Genomic DNA, 19,870 nt, shown 5'->3' with positions numbered 1-19,870 from the left:
AGGCATCAGCCTCCGGGGGCGCGTTTGCAGGCAGAGGATCATTCCATCCCCTTGCCGTTGTTCCATTTCCAGTCTCTGATCTCGGGCATGTCCTCGCCGTAGGTGGTGATGTACTGGCGGTGCTCCACCAGCTTGTCCCGCATGAGCTGGATGAGGAAGGCACCCCGGTTGCCCAGCTGGGGCAGACGCTTGACCGTGTCCATCACAAGGTGGTAGCGGTCGATGTCGTTTTGTACCCGCATGTCAAAGGGGGTGGTGATGGTGCCCTCCTCCTTGTAGCCCCGGACGTGGAGCTTCTTGTTGTGGCGGCGGTAGGTCAGTTCGTGGACCAGGGTGGGGTAGCCGTGGAAGGCAAAGATGACGGGCTTGTCGGTGGTGAAGTAGGCATCGTAGTCCTCGTCGGTGAGGCCGTGGGGGTGTTCCGTGTGGGGCTGGAGCTTCATCAGGTCCACCACGTTGATGACCCGGATGTGGAGCTCGGGCAGGTACTTGCGCAGGATGGTCACTGCCGCCAGGGTCTCCAGGGTGGGGGTGTCGCCGCAGCAGGCCATGACCACGTCGGGCTCGGCGCCCTGGTCGTTGGAGGCCCACTGCCAGATGCCGATGCCCTGGGTGCAGTGCTTCACGGCCTGGTCCATGGTGAGCCACTGGGGCCGGGGGTGCTTGGAGGCGATGATCACGTTGACGTAGTTCCGGCTCTTGATGCAGTGGTCGAAGGTGGACAGCAGGCAGTTGGTGTCCGGGGGCAGGTAGAGCCGCACCACGTCCGCCTTCTTGTTGGCCACATGGTCCAGGAAGCCGGGGTCCTGATGGGTGAAGCCGTTGTGGTCCTGCTGCCACACGTTGGAGGCCAGCACGTAGTTCAGGGAGGCGATATCCTGCCGCCAGGGCAGCTGGGAGGCCACCTTGAGCCACTTGGCGTGCTGGGAGACCATGGAGTCCACGATGCGGATAAAGGCCTCGTAGCTGACAAAGGCGCCGTGCCGCCCGGTCAGGAGGTAGCCCTCCAGCCAGCCCTGGCACATATGCTCGGAGAGCATGGCGTCCATGACCCGTCCTTCCGTGTCCAGGTTCAGGTCGTTTTCCATAAAGTCGGTGTTCCAGCGCCGTCCGGTCACCTCAAAGACCGGCTCCAGGCCGTTGGACTTGGCCTCGTCGGGGGCAAAGATGCGGAAGTTCTTGGCCTCCATGTTGAGGCGTACCACGTCCCGCATGTACTTGCCCAGCTGGTGCATGTCCTCGCCCAGGTGGTCGCCGGGGGAGGGGACATCCACCGCGTAGCTGCGGAAGTCGGGGCGGCGGAGGTCCCGGAGCACCTGGCCGCCGTTGGCGTGGGGGTTGGAGCCCATGCGCCGGTTACCCACGGGGGCCAGCTCCCGCAGCTCGGGGACGAGCCGGCCGTTTTCGTCAAAGAGCTCCTCCGGGTGGTAGCTGCGCATCCAGGACTCCAGCAGGGCGATATGCTCCGGGTGTGCGGCGTCGGCGGGGAAGGGGATGCGGTGGGCCAGGCAGGTGCCCTCCACCGGGAAGCCGTCCAGGGACACGGGGCAGGTCCAGCCCTTGGGGGAGCGGAACACGATCATGGGCCACCGGGGCCGGGTGGGGTCGTTCTGGGTGCGGGCGTGCTCCTGAATGCGGCTGATCTCACGCACCGCCCAGTCCAGGGCGGCGGCCATGGTCTGGTGCATCTGGGGCGCGTCGTCCCCCTCCACGAACCGGGGCTCCCAGCCGCAGCCCTTGAAGTACATCTCCAGCTCCTCGTGGGTGATCCGGCCGAAGATGGAGGGACCGGCGCTCTTGAAGCCGTTGAGGTGGAAGATGGGCAGCACGGCGCCGTCGGTGATGGGGTTGATGAGCTTGTTGCTCTGCCAGGCGGCGGCCAGGGGGCCGGTCTCGGCCTCGCCGTCCCCCACCACGCAGGCGGCGATCAGGTCGGGGTTGTCCATCACCGCGCCGAAGGCGTGGGACAGGGAGTAGCCCAGCTCGCCGCCCTCGTTGATGGAGCCGGGGGCCTCGGGGCCCACATGGCTGGGAATGCCGCCGGGGAAGGCAAACTGGCGGAAAAGCCGTTTCATGCCCTCCTCGTCCTGGCCCACGTTGGGATACACCTCGCTGTATGTCCCCTCCAGGTAGGTCTGGGCCACCACGGCCTCGCCGCCGTGGCCGGGACCGGCCAGATAGATCATGTTCAGGTCGTTGCGGGTGATGACCCGGTTGAGGTGGGTGTAGATAAAGTTCTGCCCCGGCGCGGTGCCCCAGTGGCCCACAGTGTGCCGCTTGAGGTGCTCCGGCTTCAGGGGCTGGCGGAGCAGGGGATTGTCCAGCAGATAGAGCTGGCCCACGGACAGATAGTTGGCCGCGCGCCAGTAGGCGTCCATCTTGCGCAGCTGCTCCTGATCAAGGGGCCCCCGCTTTGACATACGGGCGGCGGATTTAAGTACGGGCTTAGATTCGGGCTTTGCGGTCTTAGCCATCGGAAGAGCCTCCTCGAACGCTTGAGATCACTATTATTATGCTAAATTGTGGGGCAGAAGTCAATAGTTACGTCGGCATAAAACAGAAAAAAGAGACTGCAACAGGCGCAGTCTCTTTTTTCACGGCTTAGACGCCGCCGTTGGCGTTCAGGCGGAAGTCGGTCAGGGTGAGGGCGTCTCCATCGTAGGACACCTGGGCGGTGAGGGTGCCGATGTCCGCGGGGGACGCATCCCCGGCGGTGATCTGGAGGCCGAACACGGCGGTATAGGCGCCGTCCTCGTACCGGAAAAACACCAGGCCGCCCACGGGGGCCAGGCCGTCGGGCTCGTTGGGGCCGTCATACCAGACGCTGATCTTCTCGCTGCCGGCGGTGATGGTGACGGTGTTTTCATCGTGGTCGTAGGAGAAGGAGAGCAGGCCGTCCAGCAGGGGGCCGTAGTAGCCGGGCAGCAGGCCGCAGTCCGCCCAGCCGCCGTCGGAAAGGGGCCGGTAGACGTGGAGCTCGAACACGCTGGACCCGGCGGAGTTGGACACCAGGTAGACCACGGCCAGCTCCCCGCTGCCGTCGCCGTCCAGGTCGTCCCACCGCAGCTGGGGGAGCATGGGGTGCTGGGCGGAGAGGCAGACCTGGTCAAAGGGGGTGAGGGTGTCGCCCCGGGCCAGGAGAACGCCGCAGGGCGCGCCGTCGGAGTCGCCGCCGTAGCCGTAGAGGACGATGTCTTGGTCGGGCAGCTCGGCAAGCCGGTAGAGGCTGCCGCTGCCCGCCTGGACGTCCTCCGCGGCGGACAGGGTGTCCGGCAGGTCCTCTGTGGAGATATTCTCCCACCAGGCGGGGGCCTCCGGAGCGTCCGAGGAACTGGGAGGCGCATCGGAGGGCCGGGCAGAGGAGACAGGGGCGGATTGGGACGGGGAAGGGGAGACGGCCGTCTCGCCGGTGCAGGCGGAGAGGAGCAGCGCAGCGGCCAGAAGCGCGGGAATCAGGGACTTCATAGATTGACCTCCTCAGGAAGCTGCCCCAAGGGGCAGGATTTTAGCGTGGTAGACCCAGCGGTACAGGACAAGGGCCACGGCGCAGGAGACCGCCTCGGCCACGGGCAGGCACCACCAGACCAGCTCAGGGGCGGTGAACACGAAGAACAGGCAGACGGGCAGCACGATGGCGGCCTGGCGCAGCACGGAGAGGATCAGGCTGAACATGGGCACGCCCAGGGCCTGGAAGGCGGCGCCCAGGATGATAGACACCCCGGCGAACAGGAAGGAGAGGGAGATGATCCGCAGGGCCGGTACGCCCATGGCCATGGCCAGCTCCGGTGCGCTGAAGATCCCCATGAGCAGCCAGGGGAAGAGCAGGAAGATGACCATGCCCACCCCCATGATGCACAGGGCGGCGGCCAGGGCGAAGCGGACGCCGCCGGCGATGCGCTCCCGCTGCCGGGCGCCGTAGTTGTAGCTGAGGATGGGGGTGAGGCCGTTGTTCATGCCGTAGACCGGCATGAAGACGAAGGACTGGAGCTTGAAGTAGGCGGAGAGGATGAACACGGGGGCGTCGCCGTACAGCACCAGCATTTTGGGTAGGCTGAGGATCTTGTTCAGGCCCAGGGTCATCACCGTGCTCAGGGACTGCATCACAATGGCGGGGCCGCCGATGCGGTAGATGTCCAGGATGGTGGCCGGGCAGGGGCGGAAGCCCCGCAGGGTGAGCCGGATCACCCTGTTTCGGGCCACCAGCACAAAGCCCACCGCCATGCCCACCAGCTGGCCGAAGACCGTGGCGATGGCGGCGCCCGCCACCCCCAGGGCGGGGAAGGGCCCCAGGCCGAAGATGAGCACCGGGTCCAGGAACAGGTTGACCACCGCGCCCACGCCCTGGATGATCATGGGCCCCACCGCGTTGCCCGTTGCCTGGAGCACCCGCTCGCCGGCGAACTGCATGCATACGCCCAGGGAGAACACGGTCACAATGGTGAGGTACTGTCCGCCGTATTCCCGCACCAGGGGGTCGCTGTTGAAGAAGCCCACAAAGCGGGGACCCAGGGTCAGGCCGAAGAGGAGGAAGACCACCCAGGAGAGCAGATAGAGGAAGTAGCCGTTCAGGGCCACGGCGCAGGCGGCCTCCGGTTTTTTCTCTCCCAGGCGGCGGGAGAGCATGGCGTTGACGCCCACGCCGGTGCCCACGCAGATGGCCACCATCATGGTCTGGGCCGGGTAGGCCAGTCCCAGGGCCACAAAGGCGCTGTCGTCGATGAGGGAGACGAAGTAGCTGTCCACCATGTTGTACAGGGCCTGGACCAGCATGGAGAGCATCATGGGCCAGGACATGTGGATGATGAGCCGCCGGATGGGCATGGTGCCCATCTTGTTTTCCATCAAATTCATCTTCCTTTCGTAAAAAACAACGGGTTTCCCTCTGTGAGGAAAACCCGTTGTTACAGTGGTTTTGATCCCTGTGGGCCGCCGGAAAAGGCGAGGGGAAAAACGGACGGCCATTTACTTATGGCACTATTATAATGCCCTGGTGTACCGCAAGTCAACACAAATGGCGTCAGGCGGGAAGGGAATATCTGCATGGGTGCCGTCCCACTGGAAGCCGTGGGCGGCGTAGAACCGCCGGGCGCCGCTGTTCTCCCGCAGGACGAACACAAAGGCGTTGCGGAAGCCGTCGGCCTTCAGACGGCGGAGGGCCTCCTCAAAGAGCAGGCCGCCGTACCCTTTGCCCCGGTGGTCCGGGTGGGTGTAGAAGGAGATGATCTCCCCCCAGCCCCGGTAGGCCTCGTTAGGGAAGTCGGAGCCCTCGCTGGTGCCCGCGTTGTAGTTTTCCGTGCGGGCGGGGCCGTAGTTGATAGCGGCCACCGGGGTGTGGCCGCTGTAAAGGAGAAGTCCATGACAGCGCCCGGTCTGGTAGTCCTCCCGAAAGAACTTTGTCCACCGGTCATCGGTAATTTCCCGGGCCATATAGTCGTCGGGCACATAGCCCACGTAAGTGTCCCGCCAGCCCAGCGCATGGATGAGGGACATGGCGGCGAAGTGCTCGTCGGTGCAGGCATCTACAAAGCGGAGGCCGTTCATACGCCGGCGGGCTCCTGCTCCCGGGCGGCCTCCTCCTCGTGCTGCTTGGCCAGGCCGCGGGCGTTGGCCAGCATGAGCTTGATCCGGTTCTCCTGGTTGATCTTGGTGGCGCCGGGATCATAGTCGATGGCCACGATGTTGCTCCAGGGGTAGTCGTCCTTTAGCTTGCGGATCATGCCCTTGCCCACGATGTGGTTGGGCAGGCAGCCGAAGGGCTGGGTGCACACGATGTTGGGCACGCCGGTGTGGATGAGCTCCAGCATCTCAGCGGTGAGGAGCCAGCCCTCGCCCATCTTGTTGCCGTCGCCCAGATAGCCCTTGATGTAGCTGTGGAGCTCGTCAAAGTCGCCGGGGGCGCGGAAGCGGCCGGAGCGCTTGATGGTGTCGATCATGGCCCGCTGCTTCTTCTTGATGTACCCGGCGAACACCCGGCACACCGCCTGCTTGATCCACTTGCCGCCGTAGATGTCCACATCCACGTCACGGTTGAAGATCTTGAAGATGACGAAGTCGGCCAGACCGGGCACCACGGGCTCGGCGCCCTCGGAGAGGAGGAACTTCTCCAGGTTGTTGTTGCCCAGGGGGGAGTATTTGACGTAGATCTCGCCGACCACGCCCACCCGGACCTTCTGCTCTCCGGCCACGGGGACGGCCTTGAACCGGTCGATGATGCGCTCGAAGTTGGCGATCATGGACTTGTGGTTCATGCCCCTGCCCACGTTCATCTCCGCCAGGAGGAAGTCCATGCAGTCCTCGATGGCCTGATCGGTGTCGCCGGGGTTGACCTCATAGGGCCGGACCTGGTTGGAGATATTCATGAGGATGTCGCCGTAGAACACGGCGAACACGGCCTTGCGGATAAAGCCCAGGGACAGCTTGAAGCCGGGGTTGTGCTCCAGGCCGGACAGGTTCACCGAGATGACGGGCACATAGGCCAGGTCGGCCTTTTCCAGGGCCTTGCGGAGCATGTGGATGTAGTTGGAGGCGCGGCAGCCGCCGCCGGTCTGGGTGATGACCAGGGCAACCTTATGGGGATCGTACTTGCCGCTCTTCACCGCGTCGATGAGCTGGCCGATGACCAGAATGGCGGGGAAGCAGGCGTCGTTGTGGACGTACTTCTGTCCGTAGTCCAGGATGCTCTTGCCGGAGGTGTTGAGCATCTCCACCTTGTACCCCTCGGTCTGCATGATGCGCACCAGCATGGCGAAGTGCATGGGCAGCATCTGGGGCACCAGAAGGGTGTACTCCTCCTTCATCTCCTTGGTGAAGAGAAGGCGGCCGGTCTTGTCGTATTCCAGTTTTGCCATAGAAAGCTAAGTCCTTTCCGCATACATTCACGCCCCTGGGGCGTGGGGGATTCTGAGAGGAAGGGGCCGCCCTGTCAGGCGTTGGCGGCGTCCTGGCCGCTGCGGGCCTGCTGCTTGCGGGCGTCGATGGCGGCGATGAGGGAGCGGATACGGATGCGTACCGCGCCCAGGTTGCTGATGTCGTCGATCTTCAGCTGGGTGTACAGCTTGCCGCCGCTCTCCAGGATGGAGCGCATCTCGTCGGTGGTGATGGCGTCGGTGCCGCAGCCGAAGGAGACCAGCTGGACCACCTGCATGTCGGGCTGGGTGCAGACATAGCGGGCGGCGTTGTACATGCGGCTCTGGAAGGTCCACTGGTTGAGCACCTTCCGGGGGGCGTAGCCCTCCAGGTAGGAGAGGGCGTCCTCGGTGATGAGCACAAAGCCGAAGGAGGTGATAAGGTCGTTAATGCCGTGGTTGATCTCCGGGTCGATGTGGTAGGGGCGGCCGCAGACCACCAGGATGGGCATGTTCATGGCCCGGGCGTACTCGATGTACTTCTTGCCGGTGGAGCGCACGTCGTGGACGTAGGCGTCGTAGGCGGCATAGGCGGCCTTGGCCGCGGCCAGGGTCTCCCGCTTGGGGATGGAGAACTCCTCCTCCATCATCTTGGCGATGCGCTTGGCAAAGTCCTTGTGGCGCCACAGGCCCACGTAGGGGTTGAGGAACTTGGTCTGCTTCAGGGCGGGCACGTTGGCGGCCAGCAGCTCGGGGTAGTAGGCCACCACGGGGCAGTTGAAGTGGTTGTCGCCGATGCCCTCGTCGTTGTTGTAGGACATACAGGGGTACCAGATGGCGTCCACGCCCTCCTCCACCAGGGCCTCCACGTGGCCGTGGAGCAGCTTGGCGGGGTAGCACACCGTGTCGGAGGGGATGGTGTGCTGGCCCTTGATGTAGAGCTTTCGGGAGGACTCGGGGGAGAGGACCACCTCGAAGTTGAGCTTGGTGAAGAAGGTGAACCAGAAGGGCAGGTTCTCGTACATGTTCAGGCCGAAGGGGATGCCCATCCGGCCCCGGACGCCGGTGCCCTCGCCCTTGCCGTGCATGGCCCGGAGCTTCTTGTACTTGTAGTTCATCAGGTCGGGCAGCTCCACCTTCTCCTTGCCCAGGGGGCGGGAGCAGCGGTTGCCCGAGATGAACTTCCGGCCGCCGTCGAACTGGTTGACGGTGAGGGCGCAGTGGTTGGTGCACAGGCCGCAGGTGACGGGCTTAGCGGTGTGGGTGAAGGACTGTAAAGCCTTTTCGCTGAGCAGGCCGCTGGCGTTCAGATGCAGGTCGCGGGCGGCCAGGGCGGCGCCGAAGGCGCCCATGATGCCGGCGATGGTGGGGCGGGTCACGTTCCGGCCCAGCTCCAGCTCAAAGGCCCGGAGCACGGCGTCGTTGTGGAAGGTGCCGCCCTGGACCACGATGTGCTTGCCCAGGTCGTCGGCGCTGGCGGCGCGGATGACCTTGTACACCGCGTTCTTGACGATGGAGATGGACAGACCGGCGGAGATGTCCTCCACGCTGGCGCCGTCCTTCTGGGCCTGCTTTACGCTGGAGTTCATGAACACGGTGCAGCGGGAGCCCAGGTTCACCGGGTGCTTGGCGAAGAGGCCCAGCTTGGCGAAGTCGGCGATGGAGTAGCCCAGGGCCTTGGCGAAGGTCTCGATAAAGGAGCCGCAGCCGGAGGAGCAGGCCTCGTTGAGCATGATGGAGTCCACCGCGCCGTTGCGGATCTTGAAGCACTTCATGTCCTGGCCGCCGATGTCGATGATGAAGTCCACGTCGGGGTTGAAGTGGCGGGCGGCGTTGTAGTGGGCCACGGTCTCCACCAGGCCCAGGTCGCAGCCGAAGGCGTTCTTGATCAGGTCTTCGCCGTAGCCGGTGACGGCGGAGCCCTTGATGGTGATCCGGTCGCCGCACAGCTTGTAGATCTCCTTCAGCTGCTCCAGTACCACGGCCACCGGGTTGCCCAGGTTGGAGTGGTAGTAGGTGTAGAGCAGGCCGCCGTCGGGGGCGATGAGGGCCACCTTGGTGGTGGTGGAGCCGGCGTCGATGCCCAGGAAGGCGTCGCCGGTGTATGTATGGATATCCGCCTCGGGGGGGTGGTTGGCGTTGTGGCGGGCCAGGAAGGCGTCGTAGTCGGCCTTGTCGGTGAAGAGGGGGGGCATGGTGTCCACCGTATTGGTGGCGTCCACGCTCTCCTCCAGACGCTTGAGCAGGTCGTCAAAGGGGTGCTCGGGGTAGTCGGAGGAGCACAGGGCCGCGCCGATACCGGCGAAACAGTCGCCGTCCTCGGGGAAGATGGCGTGCTCATCGTCCAGCTTCAGGGTCTCCACGAACCGCTGCCGCAGGCCCATGAGGAAGTGGAGGGGGCCGCCCAGGAACACGATCTTGCCCTTGAGCTCCCGGCCCTGGGTCAGACCGGCCACGGTCTGGTCCACCACGGCCTGGAAGATGGAGGCGGCCACGTCCTCCTTGCGGCCGCCCTGGTTGAGGATGGGCTGGATGTCGCTCTTGGCGAACACGCCGCAGCGGGAGGCAATGGGGTAGATCTTCTCGTGCTTCAGGCTCAGCTCGTCCAGCTCATTGACGGAGACGTTCAGCAGGGTGGCCATCTGGTCGATGAAGGCGCCGGTGCCGCCGGCACAGGAGCCGTTCATCCGCTCCTCCAGGGCGCCGCCGAAGAAGATGATCTTGGCGTCCTCGCCGCCCAGCTCGATGACGGCGTCGGTGTCCGGGTAGTAGGCGCGGACGGCGGCGGCGGTGGCGTACACCTCCTGGACGAAGTCCACGTCGGCGGCCTTGGCCACGCCCAGACCGGCGGAGCCGGTGATGACCATCCGGACCATCTGTCCCTTCAGCATATCCTGAATGGAGTGGAGGGTCTCGCAGGCCCGCTCCCGGGCCTTGGAATAGTGCCGCTCGTAGGAGCGGAACAGCAGCTTGTTCTGTTCATCCAGCACCACGACCTTGACGGTGGTGGAGCCGATGTCGATACCGATGCGCAGGCTCATAGGGTCACTCCTAAAATCCCATGGTGGGTTATTTCGGTTGTTCATTACATAATATAACAAAAACGCGGAGATTACAAGCCTAACCTAGTAAATTACCGGGTATTCCGAACATGGAAATTTAAGAAGCGGAACGGAACGAAATTTGGTGAAAACGTGGGAAAACGGACAAAAGAGAGGAATTGTTTTCCGGGTGAGGAGAAAAACGACATTAGGGGGAAAGGAGAACGCAAAAACAGGAGAACAGGCGGATTTTCATCTGATTTTAAGAATCTCTCCATGGTCCATAAAGAAAAGACCGATATAATAAAAATATAAAATCACCGCGTTGGGGGTCTGTCGCAGGACATACGCCGGTGCAGGGACAGGGGGAAGCGACATGGGTGAGCAGGAGTATCTGAGCCAGCTCTCAGGCTATCTCACCGGCCGGATATCCAACCGGCAGCTGGAGAGCATCCTGAAGTATTATAAGGAGTACTTCGAGGAGAAAGGACCCGACCAGGCATGGAGGGCGGAGGAGGAGCTGGGCACGCCGGACGAGGCGGCGGCCCGTATCCTGGGCGCCATGCCCCGGACCGGCGGCCGGGACCTGCGGGAACCCCGCCGCTGGACCGGCGGCCGGATCGCGGCGGTCATCGTGCTCTCACCCATCTGGGTGCCTGTGCTGCTGACGGTGGTGGTGGGCCTGCTGGGGATAGGGGTCTGCGTCGCTGCCGGAGGAGTGGCCTGTGTGGGCGGCGGGCTCTTCAGCATGTGGTGCGGCTTTACCCAGGTCTTTTACAGCATCCCCACCATGGTGTTCTTCTGCGGCCTGGGCTTCCTTGCGGCGGCAATGGGGCTGCTGCTCTTCCTGGGCGGCGCGGCGCTGTGTGTGCTCTGGTATAAGGGAATGGCGGCTCTGGTGCGCCGCATGTTCTCCGGCGGCGTGAGAGAGGGGGAAGCGGCATGAAGAAATTCGCCAAGGTGATCGCAGGCATTGCCGCGCCGCTGTTTCTCATCGGCGGAGTGCTCACAGGGATCGGCTGGTACATGGGGGCGGACACCCACATCGAGGTTCCGGTGGGGAAAGAGCACATCCGCGTAGGCTGGGACGGGATCCGTTTTTCCGGCTGGAATTCTATGGAGGAGGTGGCGTCTGTGGAGAAAAATATGGAGCTGGAGCCGTTCACCAGACTGGAGGTCAACCTGTCTGCCGGCAATGTCACCGTCACGACCGGCGAGACCTATGGCATGCGCCTGCGGGACGGAAGCGTGGAGCTGAAGTACGCGCTGGAGGACGGTGTGCTGAAGGTGTGGGACGACCGGCCCGCAGGGGTGCTGTCGACGCAGAAGGGGGGCAGCGTGGAGATTTTTCTGCCTGACGGCGCTGCCCTGACGGACGCGGATATCGCCAGCAGCCTGGGCAGCCTGACCCTGGACGGCCTCCGGGCAGACAACCTGACCGCTACGGCAGACCTGGGCGAGGTGAACGGCAGCGAGCTGCGGGTGGACAGCGCAGTGCTGACGCTGAACTGCGGCTCCCTGAGCCTGACGGGCATAGAGGCGGGCGAGCTGGAGGCGGAGCTGGCCATGGGAAATATGACGGCCACCGGCATGGCAGTGGCCGACCGTCTGACCGTCACCGGCAGCACGGGCTCGTTCTCCCTGGAGGGCGAGCTGGGCGAGAAGGTCAGCGTAACGGCGGACCTGGGCGATATCAGTGTGAAGCCGGCCCGGGAAGAGCAGTGGTACGAGTACGGCCTGAGCACGGACCTGGGCCAGGTGATGGTGAACGGCCGGAGCCTGGGCACATCCTTTTCCCAGGATGGTGAGCGGGGAAGCATGGAACTGTCCAGCGGAATGGGAGATGTGTCGGTCCAGTTTCCCTGAGAGAAAGCAGCCTGTTGAGCGCGTTCCGGAGATACCCGGAACGCGCTCTTGACAATCTATGATTTTTGGCGGTAAATGCCGTTGACAGGCCGGAGGAAGGACGTTAAAATAGCACCTGACTGTAAGAAAAATTCTGCCCTGAGGGTGAATCGATTGGCCAAGAAGAAGGGAAAACATAGCGCGCTGGAGGCGCGGCGGCGCAAGAACCGCCGGCGGCAGAACGCCGAGCGGGCCGCCCGGCTGGCGCGGGAGGGGCTTGTGCCGGAAGAGGAGCGGGCGGTTGCCCTGGCCGCTCCGGCGGAGCCCCAGGGCGCGGGCACGGCGCCCATAGCCCCGGGGCCGGTTGAGTCCGGCGGGGCGCAGGATGGAGGCAGGCGGCGTTTTTCGCTGTGGAGGCGGGAGAAAAAGCCCCGGGCGCCCTGGCGGTATCACCCCTGGGTGTGGTATCTGATGGCCTTTCTCATCCCGCTGGCCATCCTGGTGGCCACACAGCTCATCACGATCCAGTCGGTGGAGGACACCGTGGCCTGGATCGGGCAGAACCCGGCCGCCTTTGGGCTGGGATACCTGCTGCTGCTGGCCTGTGAAGGGATCCTGCTTGCTATAACGGGCGGCATCTTTTCCGCCGGACTGATCCTGACGGTCCCCCTGCTGACCATGGCCATTGTCAGTTATTTCAAGGAAGTGGTCAACGGCGTGCCTCTGATGGTCAGCGACCTGGCCATGGCCACCCATATGGGCACCATCGCGGGCTTCATGCGCCCGGGCATGAGCTTCGGCGCATGTACCGTCCCGTCGGTGCTGGCGGTGCTGGGATTGCTGGCGCTGACCCTGCTCTTTGCCAAGCGGCCCCGGCGCATCCGGTGGTATGCCTCCCTGACCGTGGGGCTGTGCGGCCTGCTGGTGATGGTGGGGTCGGCCAATCTGCCTGCGACCCGGGACTTTCTCAGCGGGCCGGGGGGAGAGATCCAGGCCGAGCGGAACGACCGGCTGGGCTTTCTGGCGGGCCTGTACAGCGGCGTGCTGGACAGCGCGGTGCAGGAGCCGGACGCGTACAATGAGAACAATATGAACGCCATCCTGCTGAAGGTGAAGCAAAACGCGGCGTCCACGCCGGCGCCGGCGGTGCAGCCCAATGTGATCATGCTCATGTCCGAGAGCTTCTGCGACCCGGAGGCGGTGCTGCCCGGCGTGGAGTTTGAGGACGATCCCATCCCCAACTACCGGGCCCTGGCGGCCGAATGGCCCTCGGGCAAGTTCCTCTCCAATACATACGCCGGAGGCACCGGCAACGTGGAGATGGAGGTCATGACCGGAATTCCCATCGCCTTTGTGGGGGAGGGGGAGGACCTGACCTCCCTCCAGGACGAGACGGCCTACGACCGTGCGCCGTCCATCATCAAGGCATTCTCAGCCCAGGGCTACGCCACCGAATTCGTCCACTCCTACACGTCAAAGCTGTACAACCGGGAGGAGAACTTCCAGCGCATCGGCTTTGACAAGCTGGTGTTTGAGCCGGACTTTCCCGAGGACGCGGAGCGGGAGGGGCCCTATCTGTCCGACATGGCCCTGACCGAGATGATGATCTCGGAGTTTGAGAACCGGGACAAGAGTAAACCACTTCTCCTTTACGGCCTTTCCATGGAGAACCACCAGCCCTACTACACCGGGAAATTCGAGGACAGCTCCGGTCTGGACTTCTCCAGCGACAAGCTGGGGGAGGAGGAGCTGGGCTCCATCGACGCCCTGCTCCACGGCATCCACGACGCGGACGCGGCCCTTGGGGCGCTGCTGGACTATTTTGAGCAGTGCGAGGAGCCGGTGATCGTGATCTTCTGGGGCGACCATCTGCCCGGGCTGTCCATGGACGAGGAGAACACCATCTACTCGGAGCTGGGCTACTCCACCACGGCGGACACCCAGTCCTGGTCCCCGGAGGAGCTCAAGCGGATGCACACCACCCGATTCCTGGTCTGGAACAACTACGGCGCGGAGCTGGATGTGCCCGAGACCCTGAGCGCCACAGGGTTGGGGGTGCATATTCTGGACTGGGCCGGGGTGCCCCGCCCGCTGTACTTCCAGTGGGTGGATATGGCCCTGGAGGATATGCTGCTCTACCGCCAGCGGCTCTTTGTGGCGGCGGACGGCACGCCCTACTACGAGCCGCCGGAGGAGGACCAGAGGACGGTGGAGACCTACCGCACCATCGTCTACGACATTCTCTACGGCCAGGGCTACATCGCCCAGGCCATGACCGAGCCGGTGCAGCGGAAATAAGCATTGCCATACAGAGCGGCGGCTCAGGGAGCCGCCGCTCTGTTGTCCGTAAACAGATTGTTGACATAATCCAAAGAAAAATGATGGAAATGTCAGGCTGCTTGTGGTAATATAATCTATATGCACCCGCCCGTCCCTGATGAGGCGGGACTACATATGTATGGAGGAAAATCTATGAATTATCTGATGTCCATCCTGATGGGCGTGATTCAGGGTGTGGCGGAGTTTCTGCCCATTTCCAGTTCAGGACACCTGACCCTCTTCCAGGCCTTTTTCAGCATGGAGAACATGGAGGAGACCCACATGCTCTTCACCGTGCTGCTCCACTTCGGCACGCTGATCTCCGTCTGCATCGTGTACTGGCGGGACATTGTGGATATGATCCGGGAGTTTTTCCTGGGCATCCGCGCCCTGGTGGTGCGGGATGAGAGCGCGGGCAAGCCGCCTGCCGCCCGGCGGATGGTGATGCTGATCATTGTGGCCACCCTGCCGCTGTTCGTGATGATCTTCTTCAAGGACGCCCTGGAGCGCTTCTTCTCCAACCCCATCCCGGTGTCCTGCATGCTGCTGCTCACCGGCTTCATCCTCTTCTTCTCCGACCGGCTGGCCCGGGGCCACAAGACTGCCAAGAACGCCACCGTGGTGGACGCCCTACTGGTGGGCTGCGCCCAGGCGGTGGCCATCATCCCCGGCATCTCCCGCTCCGGCTCCACCATCTCCGCCGGCATGCTGAGAGGTTTTGACCGGGACTTCGCCGTCCGCTTTTCCTTCCTCATGTCCCTGCCCGCCGTGGTGGGCGCCACGCTGCTGGAGCTGAAGGACGCCGTGACCGCCCCCAATTTCAGTGAGCAGGTCCTGCCCCTCCTGCCGGTCTATCTGGTGGGCGTGGTGGTGTCCGCCGTGGTGGGCTACTTCGCCATCCGGCTGGTCAAGTCCCTGGCGGACAAGGGCAAGTTCGGCAACTTTGCCTACTACTGCTGGGCGGTGGGCGCCGTGTCGCTGATCGCGGGCATCCTCAAGTTCGTGATCTTCGCCTGAGCGGACCCGCCCTCCCGTTCTACCATAATGTCTGCTGGATAAACCGCAGATTGGTTTATTTGCGCGGTGGCAGCCGCGCAATTCCATAAAAACGGCTCAAAGGAGCTGCTTTTATGGAATTCAGCCATTGTTCAGTACGCATTACCATACTCTCCTGAAAGGAATGACGCTCCATGGCCACGGCACAAAAGAAAAGCACCGGTGGAAAGCGCACTGCGTCCTCCTCCGGCAAGCGGACAAGCGCCGCCGGGAAGAGCGCCTCCGCCGGCCGGAAGAAGGCGGTCAGCCAGCCCAAGCCCATCCGCAGGGAAGTGGGGGCGGTGGTCTGCTTTCTGCTGGCCATCTTTGCCGCCTTTGGGTATTTCAATGTCCACGCCATCTTCATCGACTTTTTCTGCGGCCTTGCCAAGGGATTGATCGGATACGGCTTCTGGCTGGTGCCCCCCATGCTGCTGGTGTCCAGCGTGGTGTTGATGTTCCACCGGGGACGGCCTGTGCGGCTGCGGGTGTGGTGCGCCATGCTCCTCCCGGTGCTGGTGGGCGCGCTGCTCCACCTGATGCTGGCCAAGGGCAGCTACCAGTGGGACGGCGCACTGATCAAGACCCTGTGGACTCAGGGACAGGCCATGTCCAGCGGCGGCCTGCTCAGCGGCATCATCGCCATGGGCTTCACCGCCGTGTTCAGCAAGATCGGCGCCGGTGTGGTGTTTGTGCTGTGCGGGGCCATGATGGTGATGACCGTGTGCAACGTGACCGTTGTGGACATTGTGGACGCCATCCGCAACCGTCCCCACCCGGAGTACGAGGAAGAGGAGCTGCCCGAGCCCCGGCCCCGTGGCCGGCGTCCCGCGCCCGCCCCAGCTCCTGTGGCGGCTGAGAAGCCCGCTGCCGCCGGGCGCAGGCGTCCCGTGATCGACATCCCGGTAGATGAAGTGCCCGCTGAGGCGGCGGCCCAGGAGACGACCGAGCAGCCCCCGGAGGAGGAAAAGCCCAGAAAGAGCGGCCTCTTCAACCGCCGTCCTTCTGTGCCTACCCCCGACCAGGTACTCACCGCCTCTGCGGCGGAGGCAGAGGAGGAGCTGCCCTTCTCCCAGCCGGAGCCGGAGCCCCAGCCTCAGCCTGTGGAACCTGCCGTCAATCCGGCGGCTGTGCGCCAGCCCGAGCCTTTCCAGCCCGCTCCCGCCGTCCCCGCCCCTGTGCCCCCCATGCCGGAGATCGAGCGGGAGCCCGCCGTACCCAAGGCCAAGGGCAAGGAGACCGCCCAGGCGGCCGCGGAGGTGGCCCAGGAGGTGGAGAAGAACCTGGGCCAGAGCGGCGGCGCCTATCAGTATCCGCCTCTCTCCCTGCTGAAGGAGGGGGACAGCATCGTGGGCGCCGAGGCCATCGGCGAGCTGAAGGCCAACCAGGCCCGGCTGTCCGATACCATCCGCTCCTTCGGCATTGACGCCAACATCGTTAACGTGACCCGGGGCCCGTCGGTGACCCGGTACGAGCTGGAGCTGGACCAGGGCGTCCGGCTCAACAAGCTGACCAACCTGTCCGACGACATCGCCCTGGCCCTGGGCGCCACCGGCGTGCGCATCGCCCCCATCCCCGACAAGATCTCCATGGTGGGCATCGAGGTGCCCAACAAGCTGGTGTCCCCGGTGTACATCAACGAGGTCATCGGCTCCCGGGAGTTCCGGGACAACCCCTCCAAGGTGGCCTTTGCCGTGGGCAAGGACATCGGCGGCAACTGTATCGTGGGCAACATCGCCAAGCTGCCCCACCTGCTCATCGCCGGTACCACCGGCTCCGGTAAGTCGGTGTGCACCAACTCCCTCATCATCTCCCTGCTCTACAAGGCCACCCCCGACGAGGTGCGCCTCATCATGGTGGACCCCAAGATGGTAGAGCTGGGCATCTACAACGGCATTCCCCACCTGCTCATCCCGGTGGTCACCGACCCCAAGAAGGCCGCTGGCGCCCTCCAGTGGGCGGTGGTGGAGATGATGAAGCGGTACCGGGCCTTCTCCGAGGTGGGCGTCCGTGACCTGGCGTCCTACAACGCCCACGCCGCCCGCACCGAGGGCATGGAGAAGATGCCCCAGATCGTGGTGGTTATCGACGAGCTGGCCGACCTGATGCTGGTGGCGGCCAAGGAGGTGGAGGAGTCCATCTGCCGGGTGGCCCAGATGGGCCGTGCCGCCGGCATGCACCTGATCATCGCCACCCAGCGCCCCTCCGCCGACGTGATCACCGGCCTGATGAAGGCTAACATCCCCAGCCGTATCGCCTTTGCCGTGGCCTCCTCGCTGGAGTCCCGCATCATCCTGGACACCACCGGCGCCGAGAAGCTGGTGGGCAAGGGCGACATGCTCTACTTCCCCCTGGGCACCGGCAAGCCCAAGCGGGTCCAGGGCTGCCTCATCTCCGACGAGGAGGTGGCCGCAGTGGTGGACTTCATCAAGAAGCAGAGCGGCTCCGCCGAGTATGACGAGTCCATCATCCACGAGATCGAGAAGCACGCTGCGGAGAAGGACAAGCAGGGCAAGGGGGGCGGAAGCTCCGCCTCCGAGGACGCCGGCGGGGACTACGACGAGCTGCTGCCCTCCGCCATCGAGGTGGTGGTGGAGACCGGCATGGCCAGCGTGTCCATGCTCCAGCGCCGCCTGAAGCTGGGCTACTCCCGTGCCGCCCGTCTGGTGGACCAGATGGAGGAGAAGGGCGTGGTGGGTCCCTTTGAGGGCTCCAAGCCCCGCCAGGTGCTCATCACCAAGGAGCAGTGGCAGGAGATGCAGTTCCGCCAGGGCATGGTGGACACAGCCCCCGACGCGGGTCCCGTCCCCGACGAGCTGGCCTTTGAGGGGGACGCCATCCCCCAGAGCCGGGATATGCCTCCCTTTGATATGTAATGTAAAAAGTGGTCCCGCCGGAGCTTCCGGCGGGACCACTTTTGTTATTTGACCTTCAGCGCCCTTGTGGCGTTGAGGATGGCGATGACGGACACGCCCACATCGGCAAAGACGGCCTCCCACATGGTGGCGTCTCCGGTGGCGCCCAGAAGCAGCACCAGCAGCTTGACGGCCAGGGCGAAGACGATGTTCTGGAGCACGATGCGGCGGGTCCTGCGGGCGATGCGGATGGCCACGGCGATCTTGGAGGGCTTGTCGTCCATGAGCACCACGTCGGCGGCCTCGATGGCGGCGTCGGAGCCCAGAGCGCCCATGGCGATGCCCACGTCGGCCCGGGAGAGGACGGGGGCGTCGTTGATGCCGTCGCCCACAAAGGCCAGGGTGCCCTTGGCGCTCTTCTCCTTCAGCAGGGCCTCCACCCGGTCCACCTTGTCTGCCGGGAGCAGCTGGGCGTGGACCTCGTCCAGGCCCAGCTCGGCGGCCACCGCCTCGCCCACGGCGGCGGTGTCGCCGGTGAGCATGACGGTCTTGCGTACTCCGGCGGCCTTCAGGTCCCGGATGGCCTGGGCGGCGTCCGGCTTCACCTGGTCGGAGATGACGATATGGCCCAGATAGGCGCCCTGGGAGGCCACGTGGACCGTGGTGCCCACCTTGTGGCAGGGGTGCCAGGTGACGCCGATCTCGTCCATCAGCTTGCCGTTGCCCACCCAGACGGGCACGCCGTCCACCTGGGCGCACACGCCCTTGCCCGAGCGCTCCTCCACGCCGGATACCCGGCTCCGGTCCAGCTCCATGCCCCAGGCCTCCCGGAGGGAGCGGGAGATGGGGTGGTCGGAGTAGGACTCGGCCAGGGCGGCCAGCTCCAGCAGGTGCCGCTCGGAGCACTGGTCGGGGTGGATGGCGGTGACGTTGAATACGCCCTGGGTCAGGGTGCCGGTCTTGTCAAAGACCACGGCCTCGGTGTTGGCCAGGGCCTCCAGATAGTTGCCGCCCTTGACCAGGATGCCCTGCCGGGACGCGCCGCCGATGCCGCCGAAGAAGGAGAGGGGCACCGAGATGACCAGGGCGCAGGGGCAGGAGATGACCAGGAAGATAAGGGCCCGGTGGATGCTCTCCGCCCAAGTGACATGGATGAGGAAGGGGAGGAGCAGGGCCAGCAGGGCCGCGCCGATGACCACGGCGGGGGTGTAGATCCGGGCAAACTTGGTGATGAAGTGCTCGGCCTTGGCCTTCTTGCTGCTGGAGTTCTCCACCAGGTCCAGGATCCTGGCCACCGTGGACTCCTCAAAGGCCTTGGTGACCTGTACCCGCAGCAGGCCGGTCAGGTTGACGCAGCCGCTGATGACGTCGCTGCCGGGCTCCGCGTCCCGGGGAAGGGATTCGCCGGTGAGGGCGGAGGTGTTGATGGTGGAGGAGCCCTCCAGCACCACGCCGTCCAGGGGCACCCGCTCGCCGGGCTTGATGACGATCACGTCGCCGACGGCCACGTCCTCCGGGTCCTCCTGGACCAGCTGGCCGTCCCGCTCCACGTTGGCGTAGTCGGGCCGGATGTCCATCAGCTGGGAGATGGATTTGCGGGATTTGTCCACGGCGCAGCTCTGGAACAGCTCGCCCACCTGGTAGAAGAGCATGACGAACACGGCCTCGGGGAATTCGCCGGTGAAAAAGGCGCCCACCGTGGCCAGGGCCATGAGGAAGTTCTCGTCAAAGACCTGGCCGTGGGCGATGTTGCGGATGGCCCGCCACAGCACGTCCCAGCCGATGACCCCGTAGGGGACCAGGAATACAGCCAGGCGCAGCAGGGGGAGATTGCCGAGGGGGAGGAGAACCGCGGCCAGCAGCAGGGCCGCGCTGAGAAGGATGCGGAAGAGCATCCGCTTCTGTTTCTTGTTCATAGTGCCTCCTGAGA

Annotated in this window: 12 protein-coding genes; 5 read left to right on the top strand and 7 right to left on the bottom strand. The window is 64.5% G+C overall.

Going from position 1 to position 19,870, the window contains the following annotated elements; all coding sequences use genetic code 11:
• Positions 1–38: 38 nt before the first annotated feature.
• The 6 genes from WMO64_RS02220 to WMO64_RS02195 all read right to left on the bottom strand — a co-directional run bounded on the left by WMO64_RS02220 (position 39) and on the right by WMO64_RS02195 (position 9,886).
• Positions 39–2,420 (bottom strand): phosphoketolase family protein, encoded by a 2,382-nt coding sequence (locus tag WMO64_RS02220; protein ID WP_294519721.1) that lies wholly within the window; start codon positions 2,418–2,420, stop codon positions 39–41.
• A gap of 181 nt (positions 2,421–2,601) precedes the next feature.
• Positions 2,602–3,465, bottom strand: coding sequence for a hypothetical protein (locus WMO64_RS02215; RefSeq protein ID WP_349230855.1), 864 nt, complete (start codon positions 3,463–3,465; stop codon positions 2,602–2,604).
• Positions 3,466–3,477: 12 nt separating this feature from the next.
• A complete protein-coding gene (locus WMO64_RS02210) occupies positions 3,478–4,842 on the bottom strand; it encodes an MATE family efflux transporter (protein WP_349230854.1) in 1,365 nt (454 codons plus the stop codon).
• A 135-nt stretch (positions 4,843–4,977) separates the two neighbouring features.
• A complete protein-coding gene (locus WMO64_RS02205; RefSeq protein WP_349230853.1) occupies positions 4,978–5,541 on the bottom strand; it encodes a GNAT family N-acetyltransferase in 564 nt (187 codons plus the stop codon).
• Complete coding sequence (locus WMO64_RS02200) at positions 5,538–6,848, bottom strand: 2-hydroxyacyl-CoA dehydratase (protein WP_294519682.1); 1,311 nt, start codon at positions 6,846–6,848, stop codon at positions 5,538–5,540. The genes WMO64_RS02205 and WMO64_RS02200 overlap by 4 nt, the downstream gene beginning before the upstream one ends.
• 74 nt (positions 6,849–6,922) lie before the next feature.
• On the bottom strand, positions 6,923–9,886 hold the full coding sequence (locus tag WMO64_RS02195; protein ID WP_349230852.1) for an acyl-CoA dehydratase activase: 2,964 nt from the start codon (positions 9,884–9,886) through the stop codon (positions 6,923–6,925).
• Between the two features lie 376 nt (positions 9,887–10,262).
• On the opposite strand from WMO64_RS02195, the gene WMO64_RS02190 reads away from it, so the two are divergent.
• From WMO64_RS02190 to WMO64_RS02170, 5 genes are all read left to right on the top strand, one after another.
• Positions 10,263–10,832 carry an HAAS signaling domain-containing protein gene (locus WMO64_RS02190; RefSeq protein ID WP_349230851.1) on the top strand — a complete coding sequence of 190 codons (570 nt, stop codon included), beginning with the start codon at positions 10,263–10,265 and terminating at the stop codon, positions 10,830–10,832.
• Entirely contained in the window at positions 10,829–11,752 is a 924-nt protein-coding gene (locus WMO64_RS02185) for a DUF4097 family beta strand repeat-containing protein (RefSeq protein WP_349230850.1), read from the top strand. The genes WMO64_RS02190 and WMO64_RS02185 overlap by 4 nt, the downstream gene beginning before the upstream one ends.
• 153 nt (positions 11,753–11,905) lie before the next feature.
• Positions 11,906–14,029 (top strand): LTA synthase family protein, encoded by a 2,124-nt coding sequence (locus tag WMO64_RS02180; RefSeq protein WP_349230849.1) that lies wholly within the window; start codon positions 11,906–11,908, stop codon positions 14,027–14,029.
• 174 nt (positions 14,030–14,203) lie between these two features.
• Positions 14,204–15,067, top strand: a complete 864-nt coding sequence (locus WMO64_RS02175; RefSeq protein WP_294519695.1) for an undecaprenyl-diphosphate phosphatase — start codon at positions 14,204–14,206, stop codon at positions 15,065–15,067.
• A gap of 173 nt (positions 15,068–15,240) precedes the next feature.
• Positions 15,241–17,961 carry an FtsK/SpoIIIE family DNA translocase gene (locus tag WMO64_RS02170; RefSeq protein WP_349230848.1) on the top strand — a complete coding sequence of 907 codons (2,721 nt, stop codon included), beginning with the start codon at positions 15,241–15,243 and terminating at the stop codon, positions 17,959–17,961.
• 44 nt (positions 17,962–18,005) lie between these two features.
• Here WMO64_RS02170 and WMO64_RS02165 read toward each other — a convergent pair whose 3' ends face one another.
• Positions 18,006–19,856, bottom strand: coding sequence for a heavy metal translocating P-type ATPase (locus WMO64_RS02165; RefSeq protein ID WP_349230847.1), 1,851 nt, complete (start codon positions 19,854–19,856; stop codon positions 18,006–18,008).
• Positions 19,857–19,870: the final 14 nt, after the last annotated feature.

Source organism: Pseudoflavonifractor intestinihominis, from assembly GCF_040096055.1.
GTDB lineage: Bacteria > Bacillota > Clostridia > Oscillospirales > Oscillospiraceae > Pseudoflavonifractor > Pseudoflavonifractor intestinihominis.
This window is presented reverse-complemented; position numbering and strand designations above follow the sequence as displayed.

Coding starts and splice junctions, on each gene's coding strand:
- WMO64_RS02205 (WP_349230853.1), bottom strand. CDS start 5,541: ATGAACGGCCTCCGCTTTGTAGATGCCTGCACCGACGAGCACTTCGCC.
- WMO64_RS02165 (WP_349230847.1), bottom strand. CDS start 19,856: ATGAACAAGAAACAGAAGCGGATGCTCTTCCGCATCCTTCTCAGCGCG.
- WMO64_RS02190 (WP_349230851.1), top strand. CDS start 10,263: ATGGGTGAGCAGGAGTATCTGAGCCAGCTCTCAGGCTATCTCACCGGC.
- WMO64_RS02185 (WP_349230850.1), top strand. CDS start 10,829: ATGAAGAAATTCGCCAAGGTGATCGCAGGCATTGCCGCGCCGCTGTTT.
- WMO64_RS02215 (WP_349230855.1), bottom strand. CDS start 3,465: ATGAAGTCCCTGATTCCCGCGCTTCTGGCCGCTGCGCTGCTCCTCTCC.
- WMO64_RS02200 (WP_294519682.1), bottom strand. CDS start 6,848: ATGGCAAAACTGGAATACGACAAGACCGGCCGCCTTCTCTTCACCAAG.
- WMO64_RS02220 (WP_294519721.1), bottom strand. CDS start 2,420: ATGTCAAAGCGGGGGCCCCTTGATCAGGAGCAGCTGCGCAAGATGGAC.
- WMO64_RS02195 (WP_349230852.1), bottom strand. CDS start 9,886: ATGAGCCTGCGCATCGGTATCGACATCGGCTCCACCACCGTCAAGGTC.
- WMO64_RS02175 (WP_294519695.1), top strand. CDS start 14,204: ATGAATTATCTGATGTCCATCCTGATGGGCGTGATTCAGGGTGTGGCG.
- WMO64_RS02210 (WP_349230854.1), bottom strand. CDS start 4,842: ATGGAAAACAAGATGGGCACCATGCCCATCCGGCGGCTCATCATCCAC.
- WMO64_RS02170 (WP_349230848.1), top strand. CDS start 15,241: ATGGCCACGGCACAAAAGAAAAGCACCGGTGGAAAGCGCACTGCGTCC.